The sequence below is a fragment of the Desulfotomaculum sp. genome (assembly GCA_003513005.1).
In the GTDB taxonomy this organism is placed as follows: Bacteria; Bacillota; Desulfotomaculia; order Desulfotomaculales; family Nap2-2B; genus 46-80.
Genome location: DOTD01000087.1, coordinates 1 through 16846 on the forward strand (window position 1 = coordinate 1; position 16846 = coordinate 16846).

General features: G+C 45.5%; 20 protein-coding genes. 18 read left to right on the plus strand and 2 right to left on the minus strand.

The window, feature by feature from the left end:
• Positions 1–15 precede the first annotated feature (15 nt).
• Together DEH07_10940 and DEH07_10945 are read right to left on the minus strand one after the other, a co-directional pair.
• Complete coding sequence (locus DEH07_10940) at positions 16–279, minus strand: hypothetical protein (GenBank protein ID HBY05004.1); 264 nt, start codon at positions 277–279, stop codon at positions 16–18.
• Between the two features lie 162 nt (positions 280–441).
• Complete coding sequence (locus DEH07_10945) at positions 442–1065, minus strand: N-acetyltransferase (protein HBY05005.1); 624 nt, start codon at positions 1063–1065, stop codon at positions 442–444.
• A 760-nt stretch (positions 1066–1825) separates the two neighbouring features.
• On the opposite strand from DEH07_10945, the gene rpsB reads away from it, so the two are divergent.
• From rpsB to DEH07_11035, 18 genes are all read left to right on the plus strand, one after another.
• A complete protein-coding gene (gene rpsB, locus DEH07_10950) occupies positions 1826–2530 on the plus strand; it encodes a 30S ribosomal protein S2 (protein ID HBY05006.1) in 705 nt (234 codons plus the stop codon).
• A 145-nt stretch (positions 2531–2675) separates the two neighbouring features.
• On the plus strand, positions 2676–3275 hold the full coding sequence (gene tsf, locus DEH07_10955) for an elongation factor Ts (protein HBY05007.1): 600 nt from the start codon (positions 2676–2678) through the stop codon (positions 3273–3275).
• A gap of 37 nt (positions 3276–3312) precedes the next feature.
• Positions 3313–4050 (plus strand): UMP kinase, encoded by a 738-nt coding sequence (locus tag DEH07_10960; GenBank protein HBY05008.1) that lies wholly within the window; start codon positions 3313–3315, stop codon positions 4048–4050.
• Positions 4025–4600: a ribosome recycling factor gene (locus DEH07_10965; GenBank protein HBY05009.1), complete on the plus strand. Its 576-nt coding sequence runs from the start codon at positions 4025–4027 to the stop codon at positions 4598–4600. Before DEH07_10960 ends, DEH07_10965 begins: the two co-directional genes overlap by 26 nt.
• Positions 4597–4827: a hypothetical protein gene (locus tag DEH07_10970; protein ID HBY05010.1), complete on the plus strand. Its 231-nt coding sequence runs from the start codon at positions 4597–4599 to the stop codon at positions 4825–4827. The genes DEH07_10965 and DEH07_10970 overlap by 4 nt, the downstream gene beginning before the upstream one ends.
• The gene (locus DEH07_10975) at positions 4805–4972 is read left to right on the plus strand and encodes a 4Fe-4S ferredoxin (GenBank protein HBY05011.1); all 168 of its coding nucleotides are present in this window, start codon (positions 4805–4807) and stop codon (positions 4970–4972) included. Before DEH07_10970 ends, DEH07_10975 begins: the two co-directional genes overlap by 23 nt.
• Positions 4973–5078: 106 nt before the next feature.
• Positions 5079–5861 (plus strand): isoprenyl transferase, encoded by a 783-nt coding sequence (locus DEH07_10980; GenBank protein HBY05012.1) that lies wholly within the window; start codon positions 5079–5081, stop codon positions 5859–5861.
• Positions 5862–5890: 29 nt separating this feature from the next.
• On the plus strand, positions 5891–6661 hold the full coding sequence (locus tag DEH07_10985; protein ID HBY05013.1) for a phosphatidate cytidylyltransferase: 771 nt from the start codon (positions 5891–5893) through the stop codon (positions 6659–6661).
• Positions 6662–6672: 11 nt separating this feature from the next.
• Entirely contained in the window at positions 6673–7746 is a 1074-nt protein-coding gene (gene ytvI, locus DEH07_10990) for a sporulation integral membrane protein YtvI (protein HBY05014.1), read from the plus strand.
• Positions 7747–7765: 19 nt separating this feature from the next.
• Positions 7766–8917, plus strand: a complete 1152-nt coding sequence (locus DEH07_10995; GenBank protein ID HBY05015.1) for a 1-deoxy-D-xylulose-5-phosphate reductoisomerase — start codon at positions 7766–7768, stop codon at positions 8915–8917.
• A gap of 2 nt (positions 8918–8919) precedes the next feature.
• Complete coding sequence (rseP, locus tag DEH07_11000; GenBank protein ID HBY05016.1) at positions 8920–9957, plus strand: RIP metalloprotease RseP; 1038 nt, start codon at positions 8920–8922, stop codon at positions 9955–9957.
• A gap of 34 nt (positions 9958–9991) precedes the next feature.
• Complete coding sequence (locus tag DEH07_11005) at positions 9992–11074, plus strand: 4-hydroxy-3-methylbut-2-en-1-yl diphosphate synthase (protein HBY05017.1); 1083 nt, start codon at positions 9992–9994, stop codon at positions 11072–11074.
• Between the two features lie 140 nt (positions 11075–11214).
• Complete coding sequence (locus DEH07_11010) at positions 11215–12927, plus strand: proline--tRNA ligase (GenBank protein ID HBY05018.1); 1713 nt, start codon at positions 11215–11217, stop codon at positions 12925–12927.
• A gap of 13 nt (positions 12928–12940) precedes the next feature.
• Positions 12941–14104: a galactosyldiacylglycerol synthase gene (locus DEH07_11015; GenBank protein ID HBY05019.1), complete on the plus strand. Its 1164-nt coding sequence runs from the start codon at positions 12941–12943 to the stop codon at positions 14102–14104.
• A 31-nt stretch (positions 14105–14135) separates the two neighbouring features.
• Positions 14136–14822 carry an MgtC/SapB transporter gene (locus DEH07_11020; GenBank protein HBY05020.1) on the plus strand — a complete coding sequence of 229 codons (687 nt, stop codon included), beginning with the start codon at positions 14136–14138 and terminating at the stop codon, positions 14820–14822.
• 150 nt (positions 14823–14972) lie between these two features.
• Positions 14973–15473 (plus strand): ribosome maturation factor RimP, encoded by a 501-nt coding sequence (locus DEH07_11025; protein ID HBY05021.1) that lies wholly within the window; start codon positions 14973–14975, stop codon positions 15471–15473.
• A complete protein-coding gene (gene nusA / locus DEH07_11030) occupies positions 15463–16545 on the plus strand; it encodes a transcription termination/antitermination protein NusA (GenBank protein HBY05022.1) in 1083 nt (360 codons plus the stop codon). The genes DEH07_11025 and nusA overlap by 11 nt, the downstream gene beginning before the upstream one ends.
• A gap of 15 nt (positions 16546–16560) precedes the next feature.
• Complete coding sequence (locus DEH07_11035; protein HBY05023.1) at positions 16561–16830, plus strand: DUF448 domain-containing protein; 270 nt, start codon at positions 16561–16563, stop codon at positions 16828–16830.
• Positions 16831–16846: the final 16 nt, after the last annotated feature.

Genomic DNA, 16846 nt, shown 5'->3' on the forward strand with positions numbered 1-16846 from the left:
TTTTTCTCCTGTCTGTTAATTTTTTTTTTTTTTATTTAATGTGTTTTTCGCAGTGAAATAATAGATAATCAGTGTGGCTGTTACAAAGTCAATTGCTGTGCTAATCCACAATGTCCCGGGTCTTAAAATATAAATTTCCATCGTATGTGCAACCGCCGCAAGAATAAGTCCTATTATTACGGGTTGATAAAGCGCTGTAAAACTTACTTGCCTGAAAACAAGGCCTGAAATATAAACTATCAAGGGGTAAACAATAATTTTCACTAAAAACCCCGACATAAAAGATCTCCTTTTTTTCACATATGTTTTCCGTCTAAGAGATCTTTATGCGGTTTGTTGAAGAGGGGATTAAATGAAGGAGAGTAAAATTAATGAACTTTTTTACCTTGATAGCAGCATCATAAAAAATAAATCTTGAATGCGACGAACTTAGAAGAGGTTTTAGTCTACAAGGGACTGCTGGTAGGCGAGTTCATCTATAGCTTTAATGTAAGCGTCATTCAGATTTTTCCCGATGCGGACCAGCAACATATTAGCAGCGTGTTCAAGAATTTCCGGATCATCGGTGTGTTTCCGCTTAAACCCCATGCGGATATACATTTTAGTGAGCATTTTTCTGTAATTCCAGAAGTTCAGCTTGGTTCCTTTTAAATCCCAATGCTGATGAAACTCATTTATTATTACAACATAATCTTCCATAATGTCATTTTTAAATGCTTCTTGAAGAAGAGCCGTGGCAATACCTTTGCGCTGCCATTGCTTGCTTACTTCAATAGCGCCAAGTTCGAGAACGCGGGGGTGTCTGCTCCATCTTGAATAACGGCTCGGGTAATGGAAATTAAGGTATCCGATGATTAACTGGCCCTGCCTGGCAATATAGACCAGCCCCTCCGGCAAGTCGGCTACAATCATTAATGCCTCCTTTTGACGTATCGGGTTTCGAAAATTGTTTAAATTTTCATCAATTGTCAAGGAGGCGATAAATTCTCTTTCTACTGGGCCTTCAATGGATACCGGCCCTCCTGGTGTATCAAATTCTTTTTTATCCTTAAATTCAGTTGACAAATATAATCACCACTCTTTATTATATTAAGTTTAACCTATTATTAAATAGAAATATTCTGAAGAATCCTCTTAAATCCTTCTTTTTTCGAAAATATTTTTGAAAGTGACGGATTTATCAGACACATTTAGGCGGTTGAACTCCCTAAAGCAAATTATTTTCAGAGTAGATCCCCATACTGCAAAGCAGCGCCAGCAGCAGGATGAAACAGTATGTATTCAGTCAAACCGTCCAAGGGCACGGTGTTGTCAACAGCGAACGACTTGCGAAGAGCCGGTAACAGCAGCTAAGCGAAGCGAGGGTAACCGGACAGCGGTGCGAAACCAGCGGCTTTCCAAAGCTGATAGAAAAGCAGTCTTAATGCCAAGGTTAAAAGGACAATGATGTGAGTTATTTATATGCCGCCTTTGCAGCGCCGCTAGTCCGGTCCGAAGCAAGCCGTGCTGCTGTCGGCGTTGAGCACCGGAGAGAGCGTTGATAATGCCGTGCCTATCGGACTCACTATATGAAAGACTAATTTTCAGAGTAGTTATTTTCGGGATAGTCTAACAAAAGTAAGCCGCTGATTACGCATTTTTAATTAATTAAGAAGGCGTTCTTTTGCTCCATTTCCTTGCGTTACCTGTAAGTTTATGTTAGAATACTTCCGGTGTTAAATACACACGCCATATGGATTTCCGGCAGGGTTGCCCCGTTGCAGGGGGTTTGCCGGTGAAGATGATAGTGGCGGAGGTTAAAAAACCATAGGGGGGAGGTGGACTATTGGCTATAATTTCAATGAAGCAGCTCTTGGAGGCAGGGGTGCACTTCGGGCATCAGACAAGGCGATGGAATCCCAAAATGGCTCCATATATTTTTACGGATCGGAACGGCATCTATATTATAGATTTACAGAAGACGGTAAAAAAAATAGAAGAAGCCTATAATTATGTTAAACAAGTTGCCGCAGACGGGGGAACTCTTCTTTTTGTGGGAACCAAAAAACAGGCGCAGGATGCAGTTAAAGAAGAGGCCGACAGGTGCGGCATGTTTTATGTAAATCAGCGCTGGTTGGGCGGTATGCTGACTAACTTTCAGACAATCCGCGCCCGCATAGACCGTTTGCGGGAATTGGAGCAGATGGAGAATGATAATACATTTGAAGTGTTGCCCAAGAAAGAAGTTGCAGGCCTGATGCGGGAAAAAGAGAAGCTGCAGAAGTCTGTCGGTGGTATTAAAGGTATGAAAAAGCCGCCTGATGCAATTTTCGTGATTGATCCCCGCAAAGAGAGAATTGCAATGGCAGAAGCACGTAAATTGGAAATACCTATCGTAGCGGTTGTGGATACAAACTGTGATCCGGAAGAAGTCGACTATGTTATTCCGGGAAACGATGACGCTATACGTGCAGTCCGGTTGTTGACCAGCAAAATGGCAGACGCCTATTTGGAAGGCAAACAGGGAGAGCAACTGGAAGAAGCGCTTTAACCGATATTAATGTGTTTTATAAAGCGGGAGGGATCTCCTGCATTTTTCTATAAGGGGTTTTTTGCAGAAGGCAATGGTTAAAATACTTAGTTAATAAGGAAAAACATGACAATACTTTGCTGTTTAGGGAGGATTTAGGGGGACTATGGCTGAAGTAACTGCAGCAATGGTTAAAGAATTGCGCGAGCGCACAGGTTCGGGAATGATGGATTGTAAGAGGGCATTAAATGAAGTTGGATGCGATATGGAGAAAGCAATCGATTACCTTCGCGAAAAAGGACTGGCCGCTGCTTCAAAAAAGGCAGGACGGGTAGCCAGCGAAGGGTTGGTTGATTCATACATCCACCTGGCCGGCCGGATAGGTGTTTTGATTGAAGTGAACTGTGAGACTGATTTTGTAGCGAAAACTGATGATTTCCGATCCCTTGTCCATGAACTTTCGATGCAGATAGCTGCAGCCAAGCCGGAATTTGTCCGAAGGGAGGACGTGCCGGAAGAGAAAGTCCAAAAAGAGAGGGATATTTTGGCGGCTCAGGTTAAAGATGAGGGAAAACCTGAAAAGATTATCCAGAAAATTGTGGATGGGCGGATAGAAAAGTTTTTTAAGGAGAACTGCCTTCTCGAACAGGCTTTTATCAAAAATCCCGATCTTACTGTACAGCAAGTGCTGAACGAAAAAGTTATGCGCCTTGGTGAAAATATTGTCGTAAGAAGATTTGCCCGTTTTGAACTTGGTGAGGGCTAGGCGGAAATCAATTAAGAAAAGGGGGATAGCCCTTTAAATGACTGATTCGGGTATTCCCAAATATAAGCGTGTTATTCTGAAGCTAAGCGGAGAAGCCCTGGCAGGTTCCCTGGGCTTTGGAATAGACCCTTATGTGGTCAAGTCGATTGCCGGCCAAATTCAGGAAGTAACTCAGATGGGTATACAGGTGGCGGTCGTCGTCGGAGGCGGTAATATCTGGAGGGGTGTCGCCGGAAGCGCAAAAGGTATGGACAGGGCAGCGGCTGATTATATGGGAATGCTCGCTACCGTAATCAACTCCCTTGCTTTACAGGATGCTCTTGAAAAACTGGAAGTGGTCAGCCGAGTCCAGTCAGCAATAGAAATGCGTGAAGTGGCTGAACCGTATATACGCCGCAGGGCTATCCGGCATCTGGAGAAAGGCCGGGTGGTTATTTTTGCGGGTGGCACGGGAAACCCTTACTTTTCTACAGATACCACTGCCGCCCTGCGTGCAGCGGAAATTGAAGCAGAGGTTATCTTAATGGCCAAAAGAGTAAGCGGAGTTTACGACGATGATCCTTTAAAAAACCCGCTGGCCAAGAGGTTCGAGCAATTGACCTACATTGATGTGCTGAACAAGGGCCTTGCTGTAATGGACGCCACAGCAACTTCACTGTGTATGGACAATAATATCCCGGTAGTAGTTTTCAATTTGAATGAAGTTGGAAATATAAAAAGAGCTGTTTTAGGTGAGAACATAGGCACCTATGTTGGAGGTGTTTCCATTGGGTAATCCATTCATTGAGGAATCCGAATCCAATATGAAAAAAAGCGTTGAGGTGATTAAAAAGGAATTTGCCTCACTGCGGGCTGGAAGAGCAACACCTGCGCTGCTGGATAAAATCATTGTATCCTATTACGGCAGTATGATGCCTATTAATCAGCTTGCCAGTATTACCGCCCCGGAAGCCAGGCTCTTAATCATTCAGCCCTGGGATAAAGCAGCCCTGCCTGATATTGAAAAGGCAATCATGAAATCTGACCTTGGAATAAATCCAAGCAGCGACGGAACCATAATCAGGTTGGCCATTCCTCAGCTAACTCAGCAAAGAAGGTTAGAACTGGTAAAACTGCTCAAAAAGAAAGCTGAGGAAGGCAAAGTGGCAGTCCGCAATATCCGCCGGGAGACAAATGACCTTTTAAAAGAAGAGCAAAAAGACGGAGATATTTCAGAGGATGATCTGCGCCGCTTTCAGGACGAGGTGCAAAAGCAGACAGACAAATACATCAAGGAAATTGATGCCCTGGTCAAGCTCAAAGAGCAGGAGATTATGCAGGTATGAAGCAGCCTGACGTTTTGGCTTTGGAAGTTGATCAGGCCAGGGCTGTCTGTGAAGAGGAAGGTTTAAAGGTTGAAGTATTGTTAACAAAGCCGCCTTCAGGAAACCCGGACGGGTGTTTGAGGGTTGTTCGCAGTAAGTTAATCGATGAGAATAGAATAATCCTTACTGTAGCTTACCAGAATTGGAGAAAGGGGGTGAAGACAGGTGGCTTATCGAATTACAGATGAATGCCTGGGTTGTGGAACCTGCCTGGAATCTTGTCCAAACGAGGCAATAACTGAGGGTGAAATATATGTGATTGATCAAGAGAAGTGTACAGAATGTGGTACCTGCGTGGAATCATGCCCTACAGAGGCTATTGTGGAGGAGTAAGAGGAAAAGAAGTTTTAAAACCCCCTCTTTTTTACAGAGGGGGTTGAATTTGCCTTCGTTTAAGAACCGGCCATGGGCGGGAGGCACGTATTTGATGCTGAAAAACATGGCGATCACTATTCTAAATATTTTTTTTAAAAGAAGAACCGCCCCTGATGAAAAGCATTACCTGTCTATTCTGGACAGGAGCCGCTTGCCCGAACACATAGCAATTATTATGGACGGGAATGGCCGATGGGCGCAAAAGCGCGGTTTGCCCAGAAGCATGGGTCACAGGGCAGGTGTTGAGTCACTGCGCGATATAGTTAAACTTTGTGCTGAGCTAAAGGTTCGCATTCTTACCGTTTATGCTTTCTCCACCGAGAACTGGAAGAGGCCCCAGGGAGAGGTTAACACATTAATGGAATTATTGGTGGAGTACCTTCAAAAGGAAATAGACGAACTCTGTGAAAATGATATACGTGTTATGACAATCGGACATATTGAAGATCTTCCTGAAGCAGCTGAAAAATGTGTTCGTTTGGCCTGGGAACGGAGCAATAATAACCAGGGTTTGACATTAAATATTGCTTTAAATTATGGCGGTCGGAATGAAATAGTAGAGGCTTTACGTATAATCACCCAAAAAATAGGTCAAGGCGAGCTTAATCCCGGGGATATTAATGAAGCTTTAGTTTCCTCAAATCTTTTTACGGCAGGACAGCCTGATCCGGATTTACTGATCAGGCCTTCCGAAGACTACAGGATAAGTAATTTTTTGCTCTGGCAGATTGCATACACCGAATTTTGGTTTACTCCTGTACTTTGGCCAGACTTTCGCCGGGTCCATCTTTTACAAGCCCTTATAGATTACCAGCGGCGGGAACGGCGTTTCGGCGGATTATCTTAGAATTGTTGGAAAGGTCTATGACCAGGGTTATTAGTTCATTAATAGCTGTTCCTTTAGTAATACTGTTGGTTTGGCAGGGCGGGCTGTTTCTGATCGCCCTTTGCGCACTAACAATGCTTTTGGCAATTCTGGAATCAAAGCGGATGTTAAGCCGCCTTGATTTGAATATTCCTTATTTTCTAATGGCGGCAGGGGTTGTACTCCTTTTGGGGAGTGTCTATCTTTATGGCGATACAGGGCTAGCCGGCGCGCTTGTGTCGGTTGTTTTTATATTTTTATGCTGGTTTATGTTTTCTTATCCCGGCTGTTCGCTCCAGGAAGTGTCCGCAGGCCTGCTTTCCACTCTTTATATCGGCCTTTTGGTTTATGTTTATCTTCTGCGTACTCTTCCCGACGGCTGGATTTGGATAGTCCTTATGCTGTTCGGCACCTGGGTTAACGATACAATGGCCTTTCTGATCGGTAAAAATTTTGGAAAGCACCCGTTATTTCTTGCTCTAAGTCCAGGAAAAACTATTGAGGGCTCAATAGGCGGCATCCTGGGCAGTATGATGGTGGTCTTTGTTTTTAAATATATTTATCCGTTTTTACCATTGCTTCAGCTTGTCTTTTTGGGGCTGTTTTTGGGTATTGTAGCGCAGGTAGGCGATTTGGTGGAATCAGGCATCAAGAGGCAGGTTGGGGTTAAAGACGCGGGAACTTTTTTCCCGGGTCATGGAGGTATATTGGATCGAGTGGATAGCATTTTATTTACGTCTCCATTAGTATACTATTATGTACATAAGTTGATCTTGGGATAGAGGTGGAGCGGGTGCCCCGATATCTAAAGTTGGCGGCAGCGACAGCAACACTTTTATTATTGTACCTGGTCTGGAAGTTTATTGTTCCGGAAATAATGGTGATTATCAAGTTTGTCTTTGTCCTGTTGACGCCTTTTATCCTTGCTGTAATCCTGGCCGTCATAATAGAGCCATTCGTCAGGTTTCTGAACGAAAAGGCAAGATTAATCAGGCCGCTGGCTATTGGTGTGGCAATGATTGTGCTGATCGGCGGGTCTGGTTCCCTGCTGACAGTTCTTATTTTCAGGCTTGTCAAGGAATTAAGCGACTTATCAGTTTCACTTCCGAAATATGTTAATCCTGTACAGGATTATATAAGCAATTTGATTGAGCGGGGTAAAATATTTTATTTTCAGCTTCCGCCGGCGGTTACCGGCCGTTTTCAAGAAAGAGTAGGCGATGTTACCGGCTGGCTGTCCGATCTGGCCAGTTCGCTTGCAAATTCACTGCTGCATATCGTGACATCACTGCCCAGCGCAGTGATGATTACAGTGGTTGCCCTAATAGCTACTTTTTTCATCAGCCGTGATAGAAAGGCTATTGTCCAGTTCTGGATGAAGTATGTGCCTGCTCCCTGGGGAACACAGGCAATAACGATGAGCCGGGAAGTAATCAACGCTTTTCTTGGTTATCTGAGGGCTCAGTTTGTCTTAATTTCCCTGACGACTATTCAAAGTATTGTCGGGCTGCAATTAATCGGCGCGGACTATGCATTGACGATGGGCTTGTTAATTGGTTTTTTTGATTTAATACCTGTATTAGGTCCTGCTACCATTTTTCTACCCTGGGCGATCTGGTCCTTTATCAGCGGCCATACTTCATTTGCGATAAAACTACTGTTTGTTTACGCTCTTGTCTGGGGAGTGCGCCAGATGCTGGAAGCAAGGGTAGTTGCTCAAAGTCTGGGGCTTCATCCTCTTGCCGTCCTGCTGGCCATATATGCCGGCTTGAAAGCGTTCGGCGCGGCCGGTCTGATTTTAGGCCCGATCCTGTTAATCATAATCCAGGCGGCTGTTAAAGTATATTTCACAAGCAGGGCTAAATAAGGTGGAGTCGTCAAAAACTATGAAAAAAATTTCTATTATCGGGAGTACCGGGTCCATCGGCCGGCAGGCTCTGTCAGTGATTCACCAGTTTCCATCTGAATTTCGGGTTGTCGGGTTGGCCGCAGGAAGCAATTGGAAAGTCATGCTGGATCAAATCCGGGAGTTCGATCCCGAAATAGTATCTATGTCTCAGGAAAAGGAAATCCGGGAAATCTCCCGGAACCTTAAGCAGGACGTTCTCCCGGAATTATGCTGGGGAGAACAGGGCTTAATCAGCGCGGCGGCGGATACACAGGCGGATATTGTAATTATAGCTGTTCCCGGTATTGCCGGCCTTATTCCAACGCTGGCGGCAATTAAAGCGGGTAAGGACATAGCTCTGGCAAATAAAGAAACTCTTGTAACTGCAGGCGGATTGGTCATAGAGATGGCTGCCCGGGCGAATGTAAATATTTTGCCGCTGGACAGTGAGCACTCGGCAATCTGGCAGTGTTTGGACGGAGTTCCCAGGGATGAGATCGCCCGGATACTTCTTACTGCTTCGGGTGGTCCATTTCGCTTGGGCCCGGCTGATTTATCGGGTGTGACCGTAGAGATGGCGCTTAATCATCCGAATTGGAAGATGGGGCGCAAGGTAACTATTGATTCGGCGACTTTAATGAACAAGGGTTTGGAAATAATTGAAGCCAGATGGTTGTTTGATTTAAACTATGACCGTATAAAAGTGTTAATTCATCCTCAAAGCATCATCCATTCCATGGTTGAATTTATTGACGGTTCAACTCTAGCCCAGTTGGGAGCTCCGGATATGCGCATACCCATTCAATATGCGCTTACTTATCCTGCACGCTGGTTTAATGAACTGCCAAGAATAAACTGGGATAATGTGGGAGACTTAGCTTTCGAAAGCCCGGATCTGAAACGCTTTCGCTGCCTTTCATTGGCTATCGAGGCCTGCCGGGAGGGAGGCACAATGCCGGTGGTTTTGAATGCCGCGAATGAGATCGCAGTAGAGTGTTTTTTAGCCGAAAAAATAGGATTTACCCGTATTCCGGAAATTATTGACGAGGTTATGGATAAGCATCAGGTTAGGGAGTATACTGAAATTAACGATATCTATGCCGCCGATAACTGGGCGCGGCAACAAGCGAGGGAGATTGCCGGTTGTTAGCAATGCAAACATTTTTGGCTGCCGTTGTTATCTTCGGGTTGATGATTATCTTTCATGAATTCGGTCATTTTATTGTTGCAAAAAGAGTAGGGATAAGGGTTCAGGAATTCAGTGTCGGGTTTGGTTTTAAACTGGCCAGTTTTATAAAAGGCGAAACCACATATAATCTGAGAGTGTTTCCGATAGGCGGTTTTGTGCGCATGGCCGGTATGGAGCAAGACGATAACGTTCCTGTTATTGACGATGAAAAGTCCTTTAATAAGAAAACCGTGCTTCAGCGGATTGCGGTTATTTCGGCCGGCCCGCTGATGAATTTTGTGCTTGCTGTCCTTTTATTTGCCGCTGTTTTTGTTTATTCAGGGTTCCCAATACCCAGCACTGTTGTGGGAAAACTCGTCCCCGGCGGGCCTGCGGAATTGGCCGGCTTAAAGGACGGTGACAGAATTATTGCGATTGACGGGGAACAGGTCAACAGGTGGGAGTGGGAGAAGATGTCTGCAATTATTAACTCCCATCCTGATCAGGTTGTTACAGTAACCGTGGAGCGCTCCGGGAAGCGGCAGAAGATACTTGTCCTGACCAGCCATGATGAGAAAGGCCAGGGCAAGATGGGCATCTACCCGGCTTACCAAAATCAACGCCTGGACCCTTTTAGCGCTCTTGCCAAAGGGACGGAATATACGGGGCGGTTTGTCGTATTAATAATAGATTTAATCGGCCAGATGATCATAGGCAAATTACCCGCTGATCTTGGCGGGCCGGTCAGAATAATTTATGAAATTAAAAATGCGGTCGGATTAGGAGTTTCTAATCTGCTGCAGTTGGCTGCGTTTTTAAGTATAAATTTGGGCCTTTTTAACCTTTTCCCCATTCCCGCTTTAGATGGAAGCAGGATAATGTTTTTAGTCATAGAATGGCTCCGGGGCCGGCCGGTTGATCCAGTAAAGGAAAATCTCGTTCACCTGATTGGATTTGGAATTTTGCTGCTGTTTTTCGTATTTGTCACTTATAACGATGTGCTGCAGTTAATTCAAAAGTGATTTTAAGCGATCAGGTTTAAGAAAGGGTTTTATTATGGAACGCAAAAAAACCCGGCCTGTCCGGATTGGAACAGTTCATGTCGGGGGCGGAGCTCCAATATCCGTCCAGTCTATGACCAACACTGATACCAGGAATGTGGCGGCTACTGTAGAACAGATTAATAAGTTAACTCTCGCAGGTTGTGAAATTGTCCGTGTTGCTGTACCTGATCTGGAAGCGGCGGATGCTTTGCTCCTGATCAAAAATCAGATAAATATTCCATTGGTTGCAGACATTCACTTCGATTATCGCCTTGCCCTTGCCGCTCTGGAAAGAAGTGTTGACGGCCTGCGCATCAATCCGGGAAATATCGGCAGCAGGGAGAAAGTCGTTAAAATTGCCGCGGCGGCCAGAGAAAAAAAAGTACCGATACGAATCGGAGTAAATGCCGGTTCACTGGCCAAGGATCTGTTGGATAAACATGGTAAGCCTACAGCCTCAGCGCTTGTGGAAAGCGCTTTACGGGAAATCCGCCTGCTCGAGGAAGTAGGATTTTTTGATCTAAAGGTGTCTGTTAAGTCTTCCGATGTGCCGATGATGTTGGAAGCTTATCAGATGCTTTCTGAAAAAACGGACTACCCGCTTCACTTGGGAGTTACAGAGGCGGGTACGTTGCGTTCCGGCGCCGTAAAATCCGCCGTTGGGATAGGAATTCTCCTGTCGAAGGGAATAGGCGACACAATCAGAGTGTCTTTGACGGGGAGCCCGCTTGAGGAAGTAAGGGTCGGCTATGATATTTTAAAATCTCTCGGGTTGCGTTCAAGGGGTATTGAGCTCATCTCGTGCCCGACCTGTGCGAGGACTCAAATTGACATTATCAAAATAGCCGTTGAAGTTGAAGAAAAGCTGGAAGGGATCACCGCGCCGTTAAAAATAGCGGTGATGGGATGTGTTGTAAACGGTCCTCTGGAAGCTAAGAACGCTGATCTAGGTGTGGCCGGAGGGAAAGGAACCGGTTTGATTTTTCGACAGGGGAAGATCATCAAGTCCGTTCAGGAAAAAGAACTTGTCAGTGAGCTTGTTCGGGAAGCGGAACAGTTGGCGGCGCAAACAGCGATTCATTCAAAGAACGAGTGAACCCGAGGATAAGCGAGGCTACTGTTTGAGACGCATAGCGCCGAGTTTAACCGGGCCCGAGGGTTTAAAGGGTGTTGTTGTTCACAATCTAATTTCATAAAAACAGGACATACAATTATCTTGACCGGGGTGATTTAAAAATGAGAGTTTCACAACTGCTGCTTCCCACATTGCGCGAGGCGCCGGCTGAAGCCGAAATAATCAGCCATCAGCTGTTATTAAGGGCGGGTTTTATACGCAAGTCAGCAGCAGGTGTATATACATTGCTGCCGCTGGGTTTGAAAGTAATTAAGAAAATTGAGGCGATAGTCAGGGAAGAGATGAACAGGGAGGGAGCCCAGGAGATTATCATGCCGATCATTCAGCCTTCTGAGATCTGGCAGGAATCGGGGCGTTGGGATGTTTACGGCCCGGAATTATTCCGTCTGAAAGACCGGCACGGAAGAGTTTTTTGCCTTGGACCCACCCATGAAGAAATAATCACGGACTTAGTTCGCAACGAGGTTAAATCATACAGGCAGCTTCCCCTCCTGCTTTACCAGATCCAGAATAAGTACCGGGATGAACGCAGACCCCGGTTTGGATTAATCCGCGGCCGTGAGTTTATTATGAAAGACCTTTATTCTTTTGATCGCGACGAAGCCGGCATGGAGGTCAGCTATCAGAAAATGTTTAACGCATACACGAGAATATTTGAACGCTGCGGTCTTTATTTTCGTCCGGTAGAAGCTGATTCAGGCGCAATTGGGGGCAGCGATACGCACGAGTTTATGGTCCTGGCTGAAACAGGGGAAGCATTGCTGGTTTTCTGCAGCCAGAATGACTGTGGCTATGCCGCCAATGTAGAAAGAGCGGCATCACCTGTGAAGAAAAGAGTTGATTTCGAAGAACCCGGCCTGCTGGCGGAAGTGGCTACACCGGGGAAGCGGACTGTCGAGGAAGTTACTTTATTTTTGGGTGTTGAGCCTCAAAAACTAATTAAAACCCTGCTTTATGAAACAGAGGCCGGGTACGTGGCGGCTCTTGTAAGAGGCGACCGAATTATCAATCAGGTAAAGATACAAAAGGCGCTCGGTGTTCTCAGGTGTGATCTGGCTGACGCGGAGGCAGTGGAAAGGTTAAGCGGAGCGAAAGTCGGTTTTGCCGGGCCGGTGGGCTTAAAAGGTTTAAGGCTGGTCGCTGATTTAGAAGTTGTGGGGATGGCCAACGCTGTTTCAGGGGCGAACAAAGACGATGCGCATTTTATAAACGTAAATCCGGAGCGCGATTTTAATCCGGATCAGATTGCCGACCTGCGCCAGGTACAGTCAGGCGATCCCTGCCCAATCTGCGGTTCTGCTTTGGAAGAAGCAAGAGGGATTGAAGTCGGGCAGGTTTTCAAACTGGGCTATAAGTACAGTAAAGCCCTTGGAGCCAATTATCTTGACGAGAAGGGCAATAGTATTCCCATTTGTATGGGGACTTACGGTATCGGCGTAACGCGTACCATGGCTGCGTCTGTCGAGCAAAACCATGATCAGAATGGAATAATCTGGCCTGTCAGCATTGCGCCTTACCAGGCGCTGGTTGTTCCCGTAAACACCAGGGAAAGCGGGCAGTTTGAACTGGCGGAAAGGGTTTACGAATTGCTTTTAAGCGCAGGTATGGAAGCGGTCCTGGACGACCGTCCGGAAAGGGCCGGTGTTAAATTTAAAGACGCCGATCTAATTGGATATCCTTTGCGTCTGATTATTGGTAAACAAGCGGTTGAAAGCGGCAATATAGAAGTGTTTCAACGTAAAAGCGGCCTGGTTGTTACCGTTCCTTTAGAACAAGTAGTTGGCTATGTAAAAGAATATTGCAGCCAAATCTAGTAGGATGGAGAAAATCATGTTGAAACGGGTTCTCATTTTGTCAGTCTCAATCGGAGAAGGCCATATACGGGCATCGACGGCCATCAAAGAGGCAATTTTAAAAAGGAATCCTTATACAGAAGTTAATATTCTTGATACATTTCGTTCTACAAATCCTATTTGGGATAAAATGGTCAGCAATACCTACATGGAAATTTTGAAAATTACTCCCGCTTTTTATGGCTATCTTTACCGCCTGGCTGAAAAAGAGAGTATTCTTCAAGGAACCGCCAGAGAAGAATTTAACAGGGTTTTAAATGTTGTAACCGCCCCGAGACTTAACCAGTTGCTGAGTGTTTATTCTCCGCAAGTTATAATTTGCACGCATCCATTTCCGATCGGTGTTGTAAACAGGTTAAAGGAGCGGAGTGAATATACGGGTCTGCTGGCTGGTGTTCTTACTGATTTTACCGTGCACCCTTTCTGGGTTTTCCCCAAGGTTGATTTGTATTCAATTGCCGCCGAGGAGATTAAAAAGACGTTTAAAGATTATAAATACAATATGGATAATGTCCACGCCTGTGGAATACCTATTGACAGTTGTTTTTTAAATTCTGTTGACAAGTCTGAGGTTAAGTCCAAACTTTCTTTGCAGCAGAATTTGAAGACAATACTGGTTATGGGAGGCGGCCTGGGTATGGGGCCGATTTCCGATATAGTCAAAGCTTTGGGAGACGGCGGTATTCCCTGCCAGGTTATTGTAGTTACAGGCTACAACGAAACATTGCGGGCTAAACTGGAACGTATGATCCCTGGCTTCAGAAATCCGGTAACAGTACTGGGATTTGTTGATAATGTTCATGAGCTAATGTCAGTTGCCGATTTAATGATCGGCAAGGCAGGGGGCCTAACCTGCGCGGAGGCCCTGGCCAAAGGATTGCCGATCTTTATTGTTGATCCGATTCCAGGCCAGGAAGTCCGCAATGCTGAGTTTCTATGCAAGGCGGGAGCAGCCGTACAGGCCGGCAATATCAGGGATCTGTCCAATAAAGTAGGGGAATACTTAAATGAACCCCGCCGTTTAAAGAAAATGTCTATTTCCGCTTCGCATCTGGGCAAACCCCTGGCAGCTCAGTCTGTTGTAAGGATAATTGAGGATTATATAGGTTCCGTAAACTTGGAAGCGGCTAGAATCTAGCGGGAAAGAGTAAATATCAGGTGCAAGGACAATGATCAGCGAAAAGGAAATAGTTATCCGGCTTACGCTTGCTTTTATCCTGGGTGGGGCTATAGGTTTAGAGCGCGAACGAATTTATATGAAGGCGCTCAAATATTCCGCCGGTTTCCGGACGCATGTTCTTGTTTGCATCGGCGCTGCCGTATGCATGCTGATTTCCGAGCAGATGTTTTTTCTTTATAATGGAGATGCGGGACGGATTGCCGCCCAGGTAATCAGTGGGATTGGTTTTTTAGGCGCCGGCGCAATCTTACGCGAGGGATCTGTTGTCAGGGGCCTGACGACTGCCGCAAGCCTCTGGGTTGTAGCATGTGTCGGCCTGGCTGTTGGAGGGGGTTTTTACCTTGTGGCTGCAACAGGGACCTTTTTAGTATTATTTGCTTTAATCGTTCTGGGTACTATTGAAGATTTAATGCGCGGCGGGCGCCGTGACAATGTTATTGTCGTTGAAGTGGACAGCAGCTCGGAGGATATCGATAAAATCAGCCCTACACTTGAGGAATCAGGTGTTCAGATAAAGCATATCAATTTCAGTAAAATGGAAAACAGATGTATAGTTGAGATTACCATAAAAACTCCATACAGAATAGATCTGATTACAGTACTAAACAAGCTGGCTACTTTACCGGGGGTATTCCGGATAAATCAAAAAACGGGTGATCAGCCTCCGTTAAGATAAGATTTAATGCTTGCTAAGACTGTTTTTTTGTGCTATACTTAGCAACAGATTGGAAAGAAGTTATCGAAGAGTGGGGAATTGCCCACTCTTTCGTCTTATAACTGGATTTGGTTTAATGGCCATTATATTTATTGGGAGGGTTTTCCCCCTATGCTTCAAAAAAAGGTCACCGCGTTTGTAAGCGATCTGGCGGCGCCTTTAGCCGGCCAACTCGGTTTGGAACTGGTAGATGTGGAATACAAGAAAGAGGGGGGTAGTTGGTACCTTAGAGTGTTTATAGACAAAAAAGGCGGAGTAACATTGGATGATTGTCAGGCGTTATCACGAGAACTGGACAGTGCTTTGGACAGCCGCGATCCAATACAGCATACCTATATTTTAGAGGTCTCTTCACCTGGTATTGAGAGACCTTTAAAAACAATTGAAGATTTTATGCGTTTTCGGGGGAGCATGGTAAAAATTATTACTTTCAAGTCTCAGGAAGGTAAAAAAGAACACATCGGACATCTGGTTGATCTTTCTGAATCAACTCTTGTTCTGAAAGATCAGAAAAAGAACAACAACATTTTGATTAGCTTGCAAAATATAGCTTCGGCCCATTTAGTCGCGGAAGTTTTTGGAGGTAAGGGGGTACCTAAGGGTGAACAGTGAGTTTCTTGAAGCGCTTTACGCCTTGGAGAAAGAAAAAGGAGTGCCGGTTGATATTCTACTGGAGACAATCGAGGCAGCCCTGCTTTCCGCTTATAAAAGAAACTTTGGTTCCGCACAAAACGCTCGGGTGCAGATAAACAGGGAAACAGGCGATTACCAGGTCTTTGCCCAACATGTTGCAGTAAAGGAAGTCCTTGACCCCAAGTTGGAAATATCAATTGAAGAAGCTCAATCATTGGATCCCCGTTACGATTTGGGAGAAGTAATTGAGAGTGAGGTAACACCACGGAATTTTGGACGAATTGCAGCGCAGACAGCAAAACAGGTAGTTATGCAAAGGATACGCGAAGCTGAGCGGAATCTCGTCTACAAGGAATACATTAACCGTGAAGGCGATATCATTACTGGTGTCGTCCAGAGAGTAGAACAAAAAAACGTATATATAGAGCTTGGAAAAGCAGAAGCAATACTTGCGGCAAATGAAAGGGTCCCCGGGGAAACACACCGTCAGGGTGACCGGATTAAAGCATATATTTTAGAAGTCAAGAAAACCACCAAGGGACCTCAGGTTTTTGTTTCCAGAACACACCCGGGGCTGTTGAAAAGGCTTTTTGAACTGGAGGTTCCGGAACTTTTTGAAGGAATTGTAGAATTGAAATCGGTTGCCCGGGAGGCGGGTTACCGTTCAAAAATAGCTGTATTTTCAAGAGATGAAAATATTGATCCGGTTGGCGCATGTGTGGGTCCTAAAGGAATGCGGGTTCAGGCGATTGTGAACGAGTTGAACGGGGAAAAAATCGATGTGATCAAATGGGACCCGGATTCTTCCAAATATGTTGCCGCTTCGTTAAGCCCTGCTAAGGTTGTTGCGGTAGAGATCTGGGAGGAGGAAAAAGTAGCGCGGGTTATCGTTCCAGACTTTCAGCTCTCTTTGGCTATTGGTAAAGAAGGGCAAAATGCCCGGTTGGCTGCAAAGCTCACTGGCTGGAAGATTGACATTAAAAGTGAATCCCAAATGGAGGAAATCTACCAGCGCGAGTACGCCGGTTATACACAGGATTACGCGGAATAAGGAGTTTGCCTGTTGATGACAAAAGTTAAAAAAATACCTTTTCGGGTGTGCCTTGGCTGTCAGGAAAAACGGCCCAAGAAAGAACTGGTTCGTCTTGTCCGCACTCCCGAGGGAATTATTGAAATAGACTCTACAGGCAAAAAAGCTGGACGGGGCGCTTACGTTTGTCCCGGATTAGAATGCATCCAGAAAGCAATTAAAGCAAAACGCCTGGAGAGAACATTCGGACAGCCTGTTCCCAAAGAAATCCTGGAAGCTTTAAAGGCCGGGGTTTTGCAAAGTTAGTCGCCTTATAGACTGG